This is a genomic window from Deinococcus radiophilus (assembly GCF_020889625.1).
Classification (GTDB): Bacteria; Deinococcota; Deinococci; order Deinococcales; family Deinococcaceae; genus Deinococcus; species Deinococcus radiophilus.
The window spans coordinates 1571958-1589584 of the sequence record NZ_CP086380.1 but is presented as its reverse complement, the minus strand read 5'-3'; the positions used below and the strand labels follow the sequence as shown (position 1 = coordinate 1589584).

Annotated in this window: 7 protein-coding genes; all 7 read left to right on the top strand. The window is 61.8% G+C overall.

The features are described 5' to 3' along the window. Positions 1–67: 67 nt before the first annotated feature. The 7 genes from LMT64_RS08050 to LMT64_RS08020 all read left to right on the top strand — a co-directional run bounded on the left by LMT64_RS08050 (position 68) and on the right by LMT64_RS08020 (position 17554). The gene (locus LMT64_RS08050) at positions 68–490 is read left to right on the top strand and encodes a hypothetical protein (RefSeq protein ID WP_126351153.1); all 423 of its coding nucleotides are present in this window, start codon (positions 68–70) and stop codon (positions 488–490) included. A gap of 77 nt (positions 491–567) precedes the next feature. Then, positions 568–1020 (top strand): GNAT family N-acetyltransferase, encoded by a 453-nt coding sequence (locus tag LMT64_RS08045; protein WP_126351154.1) that lies wholly within the window; start codon positions 568–570, stop codon positions 1018–1020. Between the two features lie 160 nt (positions 1021–1180). After that, complete coding sequence (carA, locus tag LMT64_RS08040; protein ID WP_126351264.1) at positions 1181–2365, top strand: glutamine-hydrolyzing carbamoyl-phosphate synthase small subunit; 1185 nt, start codon at positions 1181–1183, stop codon at positions 2363–2365. A 700-nt stretch (positions 2366–3065) separates the two neighbouring features. Further along, a complete protein-coding gene (locus tag LMT64_RS08035; RefSeq protein ID WP_126351155.1) occupies positions 3066–5174 on the top strand; it encodes a DUF11 domain-containing protein in 2109 nt (702 codons plus the stop codon). Positions 5175–5417: 243 nt separating this feature from the next. Then, positions 5418–8246, top strand: coding sequence for a DUF11 domain-containing protein (locus LMT64_RS08030; RefSeq protein WP_126351156.1), 2829 nt, complete (start codon positions 5418–5420; stop codon positions 8244–8246). Positions 8247–8249: 3 nt separating this feature from the next. Beyond that, on the top strand, positions 8250–13019 hold the full coding sequence (locus LMT64_RS08025; RefSeq protein ID WP_126351157.1) for a DUF11 domain-containing protein: 4770 nt from the start codon (positions 8250–8252) through the stop codon (positions 13017–13019). Continuing rightward, complete coding sequence (locus LMT64_RS08020; protein WP_126351158.1) at positions 13016–17554, top strand: GEVED domain-containing protein; 4539 nt, start codon at positions 13016–13018, stop codon at positions 17552–17554. Before LMT64_RS08025 ends, LMT64_RS08020 begins: the two co-directional genes overlap by 4 nt. The last annotated feature ends 73 nt before the right edge of the window (positions 17555–17627 follow it).

The window sequence follows — 17627 nt, the reverse complement described above, 5'->3', positions numbered from 1 at the left end:
TTCGCCTGAAGGCTTACGGGGGACACCCTAAAGGACTTCATCAGGTTGGTGCGTTATGGTGGCAGACATGAAGAAGACCTTGATTACTGTCACTGTTCTGGGTGGCCTGCTGGCCTCCAACGCCTCGGCTGCCACTTATGGTGGTCTCTACAATGTGGGTGGCCAGTTCCAACAGGACCTGAACGCGGATGACGCCTACCGCCTGAGCATCGGCTTTGAGCAGGGCGGCATCGGTGCAGGCGTGGACTACCTTGACCGCGTGGACCGTAACCCCATCGGCAACGGCTTTGTGCCCTACTACGGCGCTGGTGTAGGCGTGGGCTTTGCCAACGGTGTATCGGTTGCGCCCCGCGCTTTTGTGGGCACTGACTTCGTCCTGAACCAGAACGCCCGCGTATTCGGCGAACTGGGCGGCAAAGTCGCCCTGGGTAGCGGCGATGTAGACGTGTCCCCTTATTACCGCGTTGGCGTCAACTTCCGTCTGAACTAAACAGTAGCTACTCTCTCACTGCAAAGGCCAGCCTCCGGGCTGGTTTTTTTTGGTGGACTGCCCCGATACTGCGGGGTATGACCCTCTCAATTCGCCGTGCCAAGGCCACCGATCTGCCCGTCATTCTGGCTCTGTTGGAGGGGTCGGGAATGTACACCACGTCAGTCACGCTGGCGGGCGATGTCACCTATCTGCTCGCCGAATCAGGTGGAGAGGTCATCGGTGTGCTGGGCCTGGAACATGGTCAGGGTGCCTCGCTTCTGCGGTCCTTTACCCTGCGGCCTGACGTGCGTGGGCGTGGCTGGTCATCCGCACTGCTGGATCATGCTTATGCGCTGCTGCGTGAACGTGGCGATCAGCTGGTCTATCTCTTCTCAGCAGATGGGGGCGAGTTCTGGCGGCACCAGGGCTACCGGCCTGTGCCACCGCATGAGCTGGCAGCCGCTCTGCCGGGAACCCCTCAGGTCCGCAGTGCAGTGGAGGTAGGCTGGCTCACCGATTCGCTGGCGTGGCGCTGGTCCTTGGCCTGAGCCATCCCCACCACTGGACACTGCAACCAGACACCGATTCGGCGCGGCAAGCCAGGTGCTAAGCTGGCGGGCGAGCTGTGGGCCGCCTTTGTGATATGGGCGCAGGCCTGCTCTGCCATGAAGTGCGTCCCGTGAGGCGCAAATGGAGGTTGTAATGAGCATGATCAAAAAAGAACGCGCCTTGCTGGCCTTGGCTGATGGCACTGTGTACCGGGGGTACGCTTTCGGCCACCGAGGTGAGACGGTCGGCGAAGTCGTTTTCAATACGTCCATGACCGGCTATCAGGAGATCCTGACCGATCCCAGCTACGCCGGGCAGATTGTCACCATGACCTATCCGCATGTGGGCAACTACGGCGTGGCGATCTACGACATGGAATCCAACCGCCCTTACGTGCGCGGTTTTATCGGGCGCGAGTTCTCACATGACTATTCCAGCCACCGCGCCGAGCAAGGCTTAGAAGAGTTCATGCAGCGCTACGGCGTGGTGAGCATCCAGGGCATTGACACCCGTGCATTGGTGCGCCGCCTGCGCTCTGGAGGTGTGATCAAAGGCGTGGTGGCCCACCGTAGCTTTACTCACCCGCCCGATCCTTACGGTGAGTTCTCGCGTGAAGAAGAAGCTGCGCTGGTGGCCCGCGCCCGTGATCACCGTGATCGTGACGGGCACGACATGGCCGCCGAAGTCACCACCGAACTGCCCTACGCTTATCCCACCCTGCGTGAAGGCAAACGCGTGGTGTTGGTCGATTTCGGAATCAAGCACACCATCATCAAACGCCTGGCCGAGGTGGGCATCGAACCGATCGTGGTTCCGGCCCGCACCACCGCTGCCGAGATCATGGAACTTGGCCCGCACGGTCTGTTTCTCAGCAACGGCCCTGGCGATCCTGCCGCGCTGACCTACGCTCACCGCACTGCCTGGGAACTGATGGGCCTGCTACCCACGTTCGGGATTTGCCTCGGCCACCAGATTCTGGCGCTGGGTGCAGGCGGTGAGACCTTCAAGATGAAGTTCGGCCACCGTGGCGGCAATCAGCCGGTCAAGAACCTCCTGACCGGTAGTGTGGAAATTACCTCCCAGAATCACGGCTACGCGGTGGACATTGATTCGATTCCGGGCGGGCAGTTCGTGCCCACGCATGTCAACCTGAACGACCAGACGCTGGAAGGCATGGCCCACACCCGCTACCCGGTCTTCAGCGTGCAGTACCACCCCGAATCGGCCCCTGGTCCACATGACAGCCGCTACCTGTTCGACCGCTTTATCGGTGAGATTGACGCCTTTGATGGTGCCAGTGGCCTACCAGTAGAGCGCAGTTTGACCGGGGACCTGGGATTGTAAGACAGACGGGTTGGCATCTGAAAATTTAATTCTGTTGGGGTTGGGTGTTGATGGAGGTAACTCGGTCAACACCCCGCTGCATTAATTGCGGCAGACATAGCGGCATCACTTTTCTAGCTGCTTGAAATGTGGAGGGAGAAACCAGAGTAATTTCTGTCCACTTCTTTAGCTCAAGATCGTGTTTGCCCCTGTGCTCGTAGAGTTCATCCGGAACATGGGTGTGAGGTCCAAACCAGTCTTTATCTACTCTCTCTCCTGCGGAGCTGTGCCAGCCAGTTCGCCTACAACCTGCGGGGGTACGCCCACCTGCGCGATTTCCCGAGGCAGCCCTCAGGTTTTTCCTTCATCCTGTGGAGGCATGTTTCCATGATAAATATTTAACATTTCCACGAGAAGGTCTGCACTTATGGTGAGATTGTATAGGGAGGTGTGGGCGCTCTGACCTGCCGAGATTGTGCCTGGGACAGTTTGCTGGTCGTTCCAGGAATTTGACATTCACATGTTTGGAATGGTGTTCCAAGACCTTTCCGTCATTGGGACGTAAGAGGCGGCCAATTAATCTTAAGGCGTCTTAGGTTGCGTGTTCCTGATGGCTGCGAACCGCTTGACTTTCAGCTGACCGATAGAAAGTTGCCTCAGACCTAAGAGCCGCTGGTAGGGGCCAGTGGCGTGAGTCCTGACCGACTCAAGGAGAAAACTAATGCAGAGCAAAACTTACCTGACACTCGCTGCCGCCTTGGCGCTGGGCGCCGCATCGGCCCAGACTGGAACTGCACCCGCGTCCCCCGTGGCCGGAACGACCATCACCAACACGGCCACCGCCAGCTACGTGGATCCGGCCAGTGGAACCACCCTGAGCTCCGATTCCAACACGGTTCAAACGGTGGTGCTGCCTCAGCCCAGCTTCGATATCGTCTTTACGGACACCACCCCGGATGGTGGTACCCAGAACGCCGTCGACACCACCACCAGGGTTTACACCAATGCGACTCCTGGTGCGGTCATTGAGACGCCTTATACCATCGTGAACTCCGGTAACGTGGCTCTGAATGTGGCTGTAACTCCGGCGACGGGCAGCCGCCTGGACAATGCGACCATCGCGTACTTCTATAACACCCCCGGCGGTACCCGCACCCCCGTGACTGGCCCGGTAGCCGTACCGGTCGATGATCCTGCTACCCCCGAGGACGAAGGACAAGTGAGGCTGATTCAGGTCATCACCGTCTCGGCCACGGCGCCTCAGGGCGTAAGTGTCGGTGCTTCGCCTGAAGGCAGTGTGCTGGGTACTGGCGTGCAGACGGATGCCAGTGGTGCTTACACCGGCGGTAACGGCGTGCCTACGGGGCAGACCCTCTATGAAGAGCAGACCGTAGCGGGCGGCGCTATCGTGGCTACCCCCGCGCGGGGCACTGATCTGCAATTCGTGCGAGTCGAGGTTTACACTCCTGTGCTGGTCAACTCTCCTGAAACGGGCAGTGAAACCAACCCGCCCAGCACCACCACTCCTCCCACGGTGCCTGGGACCACGGCGCCTGCCACCAACCCCAATACTGGTCAACCCCTCGTCGTCGAGCTGGAAGGCGATGAGCAGCGCGTGCGTGTGCCTTATAGCACCACTCCCGGCACGGCCGTCTTTGAGAACGTGGTGACCAACAACGGCGCTTTGGTTGACCCCGTCAATCTGTTCCCCGTCAACCCGGACGGTACGCCCTGGGCCTACGACCCGGCTACCGGACGGTTCACCTCGCCGGACGGAGATGTGACCGTGCGCCTGCTGGATCCTGTAACGGGTGCGCCACTGCCGACTGGTAGCTCCGGTTACCCGACCCTGACGGTTCCCGCCGACGGGGGGACTGCCACCTACATCACCGAGGTCACTTACCCACCCACCACCAGCTTCAGCACTCCGCTGCCGGTGGTGATCGGTGTCGACTCTGGCTTGGATGCTGGATTGATACCTGGGAACACCACCACCAACATCATCCTGCCGCCAGCCGCGCAGTTCGGTAACCCCGCTCCTGGCGTAGGTGCAGATGCTGATCCTACCGATCCTCAGCAGACGCTGCCTAGTGGCACCACGACCACCCCCAAGGAGCTGGCCAATGTCGGCACTTATCCCGAAGCCTATACGGTCAGTGGGTACGTGGTGATTCAAACGACCACTGGTCCCGTGACGGTGCCTGTGCAGTATCCGGGGCTGACCGCGACTGGCGAAGTGGTAACGGTGAACGGTGTCAATATTCCTGTCTACCGCACGCCTGCCGTAGCAGAAAAGACTGAACTTGCCTTTAATGCCGTGGTGAGTGTACCTGCCAACGCTACCGTAGGTGACTATCCGCTGCAACAAAGCGTAGAGGGCGAGTACTCCGGCATTAAGTTGCAGGACAACAATGACCTGATCAGTGTGCGCCCCACCGGGGATGTAGCGTTGGCCAAGTTCCAAGAGGGTGGCGCGGCGCCCCTGAGCGCGAACGGCATTTCTGCACCCGCTGGCTACGGCGCAGGTCCGGCCTATGCCCTGCCTGGTGCTCAGATCAACTACCGCATCATCGGTAAGAACAATTTCAATGCTCCAGTCCAGAACTTCTCTATCTGTGACTCCACTCCGACCAACACCACCTTTGTGAGTGTGTCGGGTGGCGGCATCTACAGCACCAACGGTGGCACGACCTGGTCTGCTACTGCCCCGACCAATCTGGCTGCTGGTCAGAAGGTGTGTGTGGCCCAGGATGCGGACCGTAACCTTCTGCCCGATGCGCTGGCCCCTGGCGCTCAGTTCACGGTGAACTTCAGCGTTCGTGTCAACTGATCCTCACTGTCCTTGCTGACAAGCCCTCTGGTTGATTTCTGACAAGCACGCGCCCACCCCACCGTGGGCTGGGCGCGTGTGTGCAGAAAAACCTCTCCCAGCGCTTCGTGACTTTGCAGTCGGCTATGGAGAAGGGCACGTAAGAGACACAACGTTTAATAAGAGATCTAAAATCTGCGCTGCACCATAAAAAAGATTCCATTTTTTGCTCCATCTGTCCAGATTTTCTCCGTAGGAGGATGTATGTACCGCAAAACCGCTCTTACTCTGATGCTTCTCTCCGTAGGTCTGGCTGCTGCGCAACCCACCCCTGCTGAGACCCAAATTGTGAACCAGGCCGTGGCGGAGTATCAGGTAGAAGGTCAAGCGGGGCCGCTGACGGCTGTTTCTAATCAGGTGGTCACGACCGTGCTTCCCGTCTGTGGTGTCAGTGTGTTGCCCAATGGCAGTGTCAGTGCCCCAGCCATGACACGCAGCGTCTGGCCTGGCGACGCGGTCACCTACGCCTATACCGTGACCAACACGGGTAATATTTCCAGTACTTTCCCGCTACAAACCCGATTGGAAAACCCCAGCAGTGTGACGCCTGGTCTAAGCATCTCCCTTGACAGCAATGGCAACGGTCAGCTGGATGCCGGTGAACCGGCCATCACTTCCGTGAGTCTGGCTCCCGGTCAGTCGGCCCAGGTGTTGGTCGTGGCCACCACTGCTGTGAGCGACAGTGCTGGTTCAGCGTACCTGAACCTGGTGGCGAGCTGCGAGGGCGGGGACAGCCAGGATACGGACAATGTTTCCGAGCTGGTGGTGGGCCAGCCCCCAGCACTGACGGTTGATAAGGCCTTTCAGCCCGCTGTGGTGAAGCCTGGTCAGCAGTCGGTAGTGACGGTCACGGTGACCAACACGGGAATGCAGCCTTCACGGGAAGTGGTTCTGACCGACATGCTGACTGAGCAGCAGGCCCGTGGACTGAGCTATGTCCGGAGCAGTGCCGTGAGCAGTGCGGGCCGCGTCGAATACTGGGATGGTGCCCGTTGGCAGCCTGCCGAACCTGCTCAGGTGGAAGGTGTGCGCGTCGTGGTCGGCAGCCTGCGCCCTGGTGAGGCTCTGACGCTACGCTTTGCCATGTTAGCTGGAGCCGCTGCTGACGGTCAGCAGGTTCAGAACGTAGCGACTTTGCTCAGCCGTGGTCAGCAAACGTCCGATACGGCTACGTTACGGGTCCAGTCCAATCCTGCCGTGGCCATTGGTCCAGTTGGCAATCCCACCGCCGAGGAAGGCAGTCCGGCAGACCAGCAGACCGCCGCTTTCCGGCAGAATGGCGAGGCCGTCTGTGTGGACCACAGCCTTCGGAACACTGGTGATATTGGAGACCGGTTCCGCATCCAGGTGACCTATCCGCAGGACCAGGCCGACCATGCCCTGTATGGCGCAGACGGCCAGCCGCTGGCCCAGCCGATCTGGCTGGACCCAGGGCAGGAAACGCTGGTCCGCGTGTGTTACACCGCCCCTGGTACCGAAGTGGTGGAGGCGCTGATCACCGTAACGGGTGAGCGCGGCACCACCAATGCCACCCGTGACGTGCTCCGTCCGCTGCCCATTCTGGAAAAAGTGGTGATCGAACCGCAGCCAGTCGCTGGAATGCAACTGGTAGGGCGGGGTGAACTGGTTACCTATCAGCTGAGCCTGACCAACACCTATGGTGCCCCGCTGACGGGCGTAGAGGTCGTGGACCCACTGCCAGAGGCCCTAGACTATGTCTCCTCGCTGCCCCAGGGGCAGGTGCAAGGCACGCCCGGTTCACAGCGAGTGGTCTGGGAAATCAGCAAGCTGGCTCCTGGTGAAACCCGCGTGTTCGAAGTCACTGCCCGTGTATCGGACCGCGCCGAGATGGGCGAGATCATCGCCAATACCTACCATGTCGTCAGCGAAGAGTTGCCACTGGAAAACGGTCAGCCCCCGGTGGTCAGTCCGCCTGCCGAAGTGCAAGTGCCGATCCGCATTGAGATCGTCAAGCGTGCTGGAGCCGAACAGGTCAACCTAGGCGATCAGATCACCTTTACCCTGACCATCACCAACCCGTCGCCAGTGGCGGCCCTGCGCCCGGTAAGAGTGACCGATGTTCTGGCCCATCCAAACACCCTGGACTATGTTCCGGGCACGACCACGCTGGCCTATGACAACGCTGCCGCGCAGCCCTTCGGTGATCCGGTGATCGCTACCCGCACCTTCGATCAGCCGTTCGGTCATCATCCTGCGGGCACACCGATTCCGGAAGTCATGACCTGGACACTCCCGGCGCTGGAGCCCAAACAGACCGCGACCCTCACCTATGCCATGCGTGTGGAGGCCGGAGCTGCTGAGCAGCCTGAGCTGCGTAACCATGTGCTGGCCGTAGGCCAGGGACCGGGCGGGGCCAGTGACATTGCCCAGGATGATTCGCAGGCGGCAGTGGTGGTGCGCCTGAATCTGCTGCGCCCAGTGGGAGACATCATCGGCATGGTGTATGTGGACCGCAACCGCAGCGGCATCTTCGACAAGGCTTTCGATACTCCGGTGCCGCGTGCCCGTGTGGTGCTGGCCGGTGGCCGCTTCGCACTGACAGACGAGCAGGGGCGCTATTCGTTCCTGAACGTGCCGCTGGGCACCCACGCTGTGCGCCTGGACCCCATGACCACGCCTTACCCACCGCTGGTCATGCCGCAGGAAGGCGGCCTGGTCGGAACACAGACCCTGCATGTGCGTGGGCTGCAGAGTGCCGACTTTCCGCTGGCTCCGCTGGGCGGCGACATTGACGTGATTCGCCGCACCACCGTGCAAGCTGGGCCGCTGACCCTCCGCAAGATCGTCTTTGCCACTCCTGAAGGCTACGTGGTGAACCTGTATCTGGACACCGCCCAGGCCATTCCCAATGTCCGAATCACTGACCCCCTCCCTGAAGGTGCCACCCTGAGCGCCGGGCAGGCCGAATACCACGGCGCTGTCAGGCCAGGGCAACAGCTGCTGAGCTACAGTTTCAGCTTCGGAGGCGAGCCGCGTGAAGCGGTGACCGATCCTCAGGTGGACTGGAGGTAAGCTATGAACCGCAAGAAATTCGCTGCGCTGGCCGTATTGAGTGTCCTGATGGCACTGCCGGCCCAGGCCCAGCAGATCAGTACCAGTCTGCCGCTGACCAGTGTGGGGTCCTACCTGATGTGGGAGGTGGGCGACCAGACCATGACGCTGGAGGTAGGTGCAGACGGACCAGTGGCGCTGGACCTGTTCAGCCCTCAGCTGGATCAGAGTGATTACCGCAGTGCCGGCTACTACGGCGATGAGCAGTACGACGGCAATGTCAGCGATGTGGCCACGACCTTCACCCTACGTGACGGGGCAGGCCAAGTGGTGGCCCAGCGGACCTATCAGCCGGGCGAGCATGGCTGGGATACTTTCTTCAATCAGGACTTACCTGCGGGGCAGTACCGCCTGAGTGCCGAAACGAGTGGCAACGGCAAAAACACGTTTGCCCTGCGCCTGACCGGACGCAGCGCGGCGATCCGCGCCGATCATCTGACCGTGACTGTGCGTTCCGGGGCATGGGTCCCCGCTGTGCAGGTCGCGGTGGACGGGCCCGGTTATGTCCTGCGGATGTATGACGGCGACGGCCCCCGTGAACTGGAAGCCCGTCTGCGCTACGCCGATGGCCGCACTGCGCCGCTGCCGATGGGTGCAGATACCCAGTGGGTGAATCTGCCCCTGCCAGATGAAGCCGGGGCCTACACCGTGGAACTGCGCCAGCCCGCTGGGGCGGAGCAGTTCTCCAACTCGGTGGGCTTTGCGCTGCAACGGGCCCAGCAGTCTGTGCCGCTGACCCTGACCCAGGTAGATGAAACGGGCCTGCTGGAAGTGACCGCCGAGCTGCTGCTGCCCACGGGGAACCTGCCGACCACCGTACAGGCCGAAGTCAACGGTCAACCTGTGACGGTAGATGCGGCTTGGAGCCAACGCGTCAGTGCCGGAGAGTATGCCGTCCAACCCCAACCCGTACCAGGGGCACGGATCAGTGCGGACACGACGCAGGTAACGGTGCCGCAGGGTGGCCGCGCCGCTGTACATCTGCAGGTGCAGCCCGAACTGTCGCTGGACCTGCAGGCCGATAAACCACAGGTCTGTGTTGGCGACGCCGTCACGCTGACGGGCCGCGCCCAGACTGAGTACCGTGGCAGCCTTCCGGTTGACTTGCAATTGTCAGCTGAAGGCCTGGAACTGCGGGGCAACCAAAACTTTGAGGGCCAGCTGAGTGCTGCACAACCTGCCGAGCTGCGTGCTGAAGCGGTGGCGACCCAGCCCGGCCGTTACCAGATCACGCTCCGCTCGGCCATGTGGTCGCAGGATGTGACCCGCACGGTGGAGGTCCTGCCGCAAAGCACGGCCATTCAGTTGCGCCGCGAGGCCCCGACCCAGCTGGAGCCTGGTCAGGAAGGGGCGGTGCACGTGCTGCTGACCAATCAGGGCACGCAGAGCGCCGACTATCGCCTGACCGAGCAGGGGGCAGGTGGCCTGGAAATGCTGGACGGCGGAACCTTTGAAGGGACGCTGGCCCCTGGCGAAACCAAAGAACTCAGTTACCGTGTGCGTGCGCCGCAGCAAGTAGGCGCGCAGCCTACTCAGATCAGCGGCGAGCTGAACAGCGGAGCATGTGCTGTGCTGCAGACCTCGGTGGCCCCAGTCCGCGTGGTGGCGACTCCGCCTCCGGCCATCAGCCGCAGCAGTGAAGTCTTCTTGCCGTTCACTGCGCCGGTGCAGGCCCAGACCCTGATCGTGTCGCACCGTGTGCCTGCTGGAGCCAGTTACCTGCCAGGCAGCGCCCGCCTGGGCACCGAAGTGCTGCCCGATCCGCTGGTCGGCCCCAGCGGTCTGCTGTACTGGGAGATTCCGGCCCAGGAACAGGGCCAGCTGTCGTACAGCCTGCAGCACACTGCCGCTCTCCCTGCGTTGGACCGCGCCTCTCTGGTCGCCCGCTATGGCGCAGACCGTCAGGAAATCCTGGAAGGTGACTTTGATGCCCGTGATCTGACCCAGGCCCGTCCCTTCCGGGGTGAGGAGACCTTGCAGGAGAATGACGGTGCGCTCAAGCTGCCGCTGGACGGCGCCGTGTTCCGTAACCGTGACAAGATCTCGGTGGTGGTTGAAGTGCCCCAGGGCAGTGCTCAGCCGCTGACCGTGAACGGTGAAGTGGTCAGTGCCCAGAGCATCGGCACCAATGTCCAAGACAGCGTGCGTGGTGTACAGCGCCTGACCTACGTGGGTGTGCCGCTGCGCCCCGGACCCAATGTCTTGCAGGTAGGAAGTGACCGCACTACCGTCACCCTGGCTGCTCCCACCCAGCGCATCGTGCTGGAGCCGCTGCAGCTGGTGGCCGATGGCAGCACCCCGGTGCGGGTCCGGGTCACGGCTCTGGACCAGTTCGGCACCCCTACCGCCCAGCCGAGCCTGACCCTGAATCCCAGCCTGGAGCCGTACGCCGCGGATGCCAGCCCCACCGCCGGCTATCAGGTACGCCTGACCGACGGCGTGGGTGTGCTGGAACTACGCCCCCAGACCGTTCCTGGCGAGCTGACTGTGGAGGCCGATGTGGCTGGGCGGACCGAAACTTTCCGCTTCCAGATTGTTCCTGACGGGCGCCGCTTCGGTGTCGGTGTCGCTACGGCCACGGTGGGTTTGGATGGCAACTTCGGGCCGCAGCAGGATCTGACCTGGACGGCGCGGGGCTACTATGAAGGCCCGTTGGCCGACGGCAAACTGTTTGTTGCTGGTGACAAGGACGGCCTGCCGCATGACCAAGATCCCTTCGAGCGTTTCGCGGTGTCGGGTGACGCCTCGGTTCACAGTGTTCCGCTGCAGGGCATTGACCCGGTGGCAGCGGTCTACGACCATCCAGGCTTCCGCGCCGCTTATCGCCGCGAAGCTCCGCCCCTGACGGTGCTGCCACTGAACGAAACCTTGACCGCCGCCACGGTGCAGACGCGCACCAACCCCAGTGTGTCGGGTTTTGCGGCCTATCTGCCTGCGGACCGGATTGAGCTGCGTGGTGACCAGGCGCTGGTTCCTGACGGCTTGCGGGTCGTGCATCTGCCGCACACGGGCATCAGCCGGGGCAGTGACAGCCTGGAACTGGTGGTGCGGGAGCGCGGCACTGGCAAGGAGCTTCGCCGGGAGCGCTTGATTCCCTTTGGTGACTACAGTATTGACTACAGCGCAGGCGTGGTGACCCTGAACCGCGAGTTGCAGGCGGTCGATACCGACTTCAACGATGTGCGAATTGAAGCGGTGTACCGACTGGATGACCCACTGCAAAACCGTGAGTGGGCTTATGGCGCTCAGGTTGTGGCGCAGGGCGAGCATTGGACCGCCGGCGTGGCCGCGGTGCAGATGCCTGAAGCTCAGGGGAACGGGCAGCAGGTCACCGTGGGCGCACGTGCCCAGTACGACAACCGTGAGGGACTTCAGGCCGATGCCCGCGTGGCTTACGCGGACGGGGTGCAGGCCAGCCTGGATGCCGGGGCGCGGCTGCGTGAGCGCGGCACACTGAACGATGAGGCCACCTTGCGGGTGCGCTACCAGGATCACAGCTACGACGGTCTGGGCCGCTTCAACCCTGGCTTTAGCGTGGCGGGCCGTTACCACAGTGACCTGAGCGCACAGATCAGCGCTCAAGCCGACGCCGAGTACCGCAACAATCTGGCCGGAAGGAGCCAGGGGGAGGTCCGTGGTCTGGTGAACTACCGCCTGGAACCCTGGACCGTGGGCGGCGGCCTGAAGTATTCCTTCGGAGAGGTCACTGGTCTGAATGCCGTTGGCCGCCTGGGTTACACGGCCAACCCTGTCCATCTGCTGGCCGAGCATGATCAGCGTCTGCTGGGAGGCAGTCCCACTGTGACCACCCTGACGGCGGGCTACCGTGTCTCGGAACATGTCACCCTCAAGGCGCAGGACCGCATCGTCTGGGGCGAGGGCCACCGCGCCCTGGTGGGCCTGGACTCTCATTTTGGCGGCACCAACTTCAGTGTGGGCTACGAGCTGCCCACAGCAAGTGGTGACGGCAACCGCGCCCGCTTTGGGGCCAGCACCAGCCTGCGCCTGGATGACCGGACCACCCTGGGCCTGCGGGGCACTTCGCTGTACTCGGTGGCCGGTGGCTTCTGGGACAGCACTGCCGGAGCCGACCTGAACTACAAGACCGAACGTTATATCGCCAATATCGGTGCAGACATCGGCTACAACAGCCAGCAGGAAGAGTGGCGCTCCGCCGTGCGCGGTGGAGTGACTGGCAGCCTGAGTGATGAATTGACCCTCAGCGCTGACGCCCTGGCCGAGTTCCGCGAGTCCGGCACCGGCCAGCGCCTGACCCTGGCCTACGGCTACCGCGCTGCCCGCCTGAGCAGCCTGGGCTACGCCCGTTACGTAGACGGCACCCTGGCAGGTGGTCAGCCCGCCCTGACGACAGGCGTGGCCGCCGAGTACCGTCAGCCGAATTGGTCTGTACGTGCCGGCAACAACACCCGCTGGTTGCTTGGCGACAGCCGGACGTTCAGTGGGCAGGCTTTCCTGGGAGGCAATTACTACTTCACTGGTTCGCTGGGCGTCGGGGCCTGGGGCCGGGCCTTCTATCAACCTGCTGACCTGAGCAGTGCCCTGTACGGCTACGGTCTGGAAGGCAATCTACGTGTGCTGCCCGGCACTTGGATCAGCGCGGGCTATAACTTCGCAGGCTTTGAGGGCCTGCCCAGCAGCTACACCTATACCAAGCCCGGTGCGTACCTACGCCTGGACCTGACCCTGGATGAGATGGCAGGAGGACAGCAATGAAAACGAGTAAGTCGCAGGTGCGCCCCTTAGCTGGGGGCCGACTTGGTGCCTCTCTGGCCTTGGCCAGCAGCCTGATGCTGGGCCAGGCCGCGGCGCAGACCAGCAATGATCCGGTGTCAACCACGCCCGACATCAGTGTGACGGGCCGGATTGATTACGTCACGCTGGGGGCCAGCTTCCGTACCAACAACGGGAACAGGGCGTCTGGGGAATCGGCGGCCAATTACTGCCGGATCAAAACCGCCACTGGAACTGTGACTGGATCGCCTAATTCGGCACAGGTTGAAGTGGTCGGTGCCAACGCTACCGTGCTGTCCTCCGACCGCACGGCGCAGCAACAGGTGCCGGCGGGCAGCCAGATTCGGGCCGCCTACCTTTACTGGGCGTCATCTCAATCAACCAACAACTCTTCAGATACTCAGGTTTCCTTGACTGTCGGGACAACGACCAGCACGGTTAATGCCTCACGTACTTGGTACGGTTTCAATCAGGGTGCGGCTAGCATGGGAGCCTTTGCCGACGTCACCTCGCTGTTTACGGCCAGCAACGCCAATTCTACCGTGCGGATGGACGGTCTGGACATTCAAATCAACGGTGAGCAGTGTTCAACCAATGTCGTACACGGCGGCTGGGCGCTGTATCTGGTCTACGAAAACCCGGGCCTGAGTACCAAGCGGCTGTCAGTGTACGACGGCATTGATTTTGTGGGCGGCGGCTCAGCCGTGACCCAAAAAAGCATTACCGCCACCGGCTATTATGTCCCTAATGCTAGTCCGCTCGACCGGGTATCCAAGGTCAGCTTGCACGCGATGGACGGCGACCCACCGACTCGGGGCAGCACAGCCGCGACCAACGATTCGTTTGAGTTGGACGCTGGAACCGTTGCCAATACACCTGTATTTACCACCTACCGCAATGAAAACGACTTTTTCCGTGGGGTCGTCAGCACCTTCGACGAGAACGACCGCACTGGTACCAAGCAGTTCAACAGCACCGACACCACCAGCACGGCCACCCTGCACGGTGCATCCGGCACGGGCGGCCTGGACATCTTTACCATGGAAGCCAGCGCAGCCCGCTTGCCCGCCGGTTCCCAGACCATCACTGCCGAAGTGAACTCCGAGGGCGGTGAGCTAGTGATCTTGCACACCCTGGCCCTGATGGCCAACACCTCAACCGCAGATACGCGGGTGCAAAAGCGGCTGGCCAACGCTTCCAAAACGACCTACCGTGCTGGCGAGGAAGTGCAGTTTCTGCTGACGGTGGACAACCGTCTGGGGTCTTACGAGGCACTGAACGTGGTCACCACCGACACCCTGCCAGCAGGCGTGACCTTCGCGCGGGCCGAAATCAGCTACGACGGCGGCGCGACTTGGCAGACGCCCAGCGGACAGAACACGGCGGGCCAGACGGTGACGACCACCACGGCGGCGGGAACTGGCGGCACGACGGTGGTGATTTTGCCTCCCGTACGCCGTATTGACCCGGACGGCAGTGTCTGGGGCGGCACGTCCGACATCGCCACCCGCCTGGGCACCCAGGACGTTTTGTACCGCGTGACAGCAACAGTTACTGAAGCTGCTGTCGGTTCCCGCACCAACCGCGCAGATGTCACAACTGGTAGTTCGGACACGAACACTGCCAACAACACGTCTTCAGTGCCGTTTACCGTCAGTTTGCCGCCTACGCAGCTCACCATTGGTAAGTCGGACGGAAACCAGGCCTTCGCGCCGGGCCAGGTTGGAACCTACACGGTGACGGTCACCAACCGAGCTGGCGCTTCGGCCACCACTGGGGCCATCAGGGTCAGTGACCTGCTTCCTGCCGGAATGAGCTATGCCGATGTGACGACGTCCACTGCGGGAACGTTCGGCAGCAAGCCGGCGGCTGGTGCGCAGGGGCGCGTCGACTGGACGTTTACACCGGCTGCGCCTCTGGCCGGTGGGCAGAGCATCAGCTTTGCGGTGAGGGTGAATGTCGCCGGCACACTGGCCACGGGAACCACCCTGACCAACTATGTGTCGGTAGGCGGCGGTGGTGATCCAGACGCTCAGCCTGCGCCGGGCGCTGCTTGCACGGCAGAGCAATGTGCGAGTGACGATACCTCGATCCAGCTGCTGGCCGATCTGGCGGTCACCAAGACCAACGGGGCGTCTTCTGTGAACTCTGCTGGCAACACGACCTATACTGTCCGGGTTACCAACAATGGACCAAGTACAGTGACTGGCGCAGTGCTGCGAGACCCGGCGGTTACCGGTCTGGTGGCTTTTGAGACGGTATGCAGCGCAGCTGCAGGCAATAGATGTACGGTGGCCCCAACAGTAGCGCAGCTACAGGGCGCTACAGGCGTGACGCTGCCAACCCTGGCGGCTGGCGAGTTCTACGAGTTCACGCTGACGGCCAACGTGACGGCCACGGGCGGCAGCGTCAGCAATACGGCCAGCGTGACCTTGCCCGCCACCGTCCAAGATCCCAATGCGGCCAATAATTCCGCTGCCGATACAGACACGGTAACCGTTCCCAGCGGTCCGGCTGTCCCGCCGGGCATCTGGAGCGGAGCTGCTTCGAGCTGCTTGGATTTCAGCGGTGTATCGCTGAGTGTCAATGGAGCGCCAATCACCAGAAGTCTCCTAACTGCTGAAGGTGTTACTGTCACCTATACGTTAGATGCGACCAGCAACGCGCAGTATGCCACCGGCGGGTCGTCCACCAACTACAACGTGGAGAATGTACTGAATGGTTACACTCCCGGCACATGGAACGGAGACCGTTGGGACGACTACTTCGGTGCGGGCAAGGTGAACGCCCTGTATAACAACCCAGTCGGACGTAGGGTTGGCTATACCCTCAGTGCCTACGCCACTTACAACGGCCAAGCGGTTCCGCTGACCATGCTGACGGGCAGCGCCGAGGATGACGGTGCGAACGAGTATGTCAGGGTCACCACCAACGGCTCTGCTTTTGCGGTAGCCGACCGGACCGTGGGAAGTTCCCGTTATGGTGATGTCACTGTTACGGACACGGGCAGGACTGTTCAGATGAGTGTGAACTCGGCCACTGGTAATTTCTTGCTGGTGGCGACCACCAAGGCCGATGCGTCTGCCAGTTCGCCGCTGATCCTGACCAATGAGCTGGCGGGTAACGGGGCTACGGCGCAGGGCTTTTGCGTGGCCTTTCCCTTTGACCGTGGTGACAATCCGGCCACCTACGGCCGAGCTTCCCATTTGCAGAATTTGACGTTCACATCACCGCTGTCCAGCAACGTGAGTGCAGGTCTGAATACCACCACTTTTGCGGTTTCGCCGGCGACCAGCCGCACCACCACTTATCTGGGTGGTCAGCCCAACAGCGAAGTGACCGAGCGAGGAACCGATGCCAGCTCCGACTCGGATGATGCCCTGAGCACCACCCTTAATCTGCCTGTTGGTGCGACGACCTATTCCGTCAATGTTCCTTACACGACCAATGTTCCAGCGACTGTTGCTGGCTGGATTGACTTCAGTGGAAATGGTCTTTTTGAGCCGGGGGAACGCACTTCGGTGAACGTCCCTGCGGGAACGGGAACGGCTACGCTGACTTGGAATGGGATCAACGTGTCTGCCACTGGCGCAGGGACTTACTCGCGCTTTCGCGTCAGCAGCAATACCAGCGAGGCAACCAGCCCTACGGGTGGCTCTGTGGCTGGTGAAGTCGAGGATCACCCAGTCAGCCTGATCCGGCAACCAGCCCTAAGCGTGGCCAAGAGTGTGAGCAGTGATTTTATCAGGGTAACGCCGGATACGGCTAATGCAGGAACTGCGGCGCTTCCTGCCACGCAGCTGTCGCCTTCGCAGTTGCAGTACACCATCACTGTGACCAATACTGGAACCTCGGCTGCTTCGGACGTTCGGGTGACCGATATCCTTCCCAGTGGGCTGACCTTCGTTTCCGCAACGCTGGCCCGTTCTACGGCGGCAGCAACCTACCCGGCGTCCGCTCCAATAGCGAACAGTGGAACTGCACAGGACCTCGCTTTTAACGTTGGCAGCCTGACGGCCACCGAACCGGGCAGGTCCGCCCAGATCGTGGTCACCGCCAATGTGAATCTGGCGGCCAACACTTACCAGACAGCGCTGAGAAATACGGCGGCGACCAGTGCAACGGGTGTGAGCAGCACGTCCTCCAATGAGGTCAAGACTGACATTGTCTACCCCAAGCTGACCAAGCGGGTGCGGAACATCACCCAAAACGTGCCGACTGGCCCGAGTGGCGAAGCGCGGTACGGAACCGCCGTCTCCGGCTACCCGAATGACATCTTGGAATACTGCTTGGACTATCGCAACTACAGCAGTGTGCCGATTGAGGGCTGGACATTGACCGATTCGGTTCCGGCCAACACCACCTTCGTGACAGGCTCGCAGACTCCGGCGGCGGCCCAGTTCGTTCCTGAACCCGCGGGCGACTTTCAGAGGGGAGAAGTGCAGTTTGGTCCGGTCAATCTGGCGGCGGGGGCTACGGGTTCTGGTAGCGTTTGCTTCCGGGTTGAGGTGGACTAACCGTCTGAGCCGCCCTGGCGGCGTGGCACATGCTGAAGACTGGCCTGCTGGTTCTGCCAGTGGGCCTTGCTGC

What these genes read in the sequence shown, in the direction of transcription:
- LMT64_RS08045 (WP_126351154.1), top strand. Translation starts at nt 568, where the DNA reads ATGACCCTCTCAATTCGCCGTGCCAAGGCCACCGATCTGCCCGTCATT.
- LMT64_RS08030 (WP_126351156.1), top strand. Translation starts at nt 5,418, where the DNA reads ATGTACCGCAAAACCGCTCTTACTCTGATGCTTCTCTCCGTAGGTCTG.
- LMT64_RS08025 (WP_126351157.1), top strand. Translation starts at nt 8,250, where the DNA reads ATGAACCGCAAGAAATTCGCTGCGCTGGCCGTATTGAGTGTCCTGATG.
- carA (WP_126351264.1), top strand. Translation starts at nt 1,181, where the DNA reads ATGATCAAAAAAGAACGCGCCTTGCTGGCCTTGGCTGATGGCACTGTG.
- LMT64_RS08020 (WP_126351158.1), top strand. Translation starts at nt 13,016, where the DNA reads ATGAAAACGAGTAAGTCGCAGGTGCGCCCCTTAGCTGGGGGCCGACTT.
- LMT64_RS08035 (WP_126351155.1), top strand. Translation starts at nt 3,066, where the DNA reads ATGCAGAGCAAAACTTACCTGACACTCGCTGCCGCCTTGGCGCTGGGC.
- LMT64_RS08050 (WP_126351153.1), top strand. Translation starts at nt 68, where the DNA reads ATGAAGAAGACCTTGATTACTGTCACTGTTCTGGGTGGCCTGCTGGCC.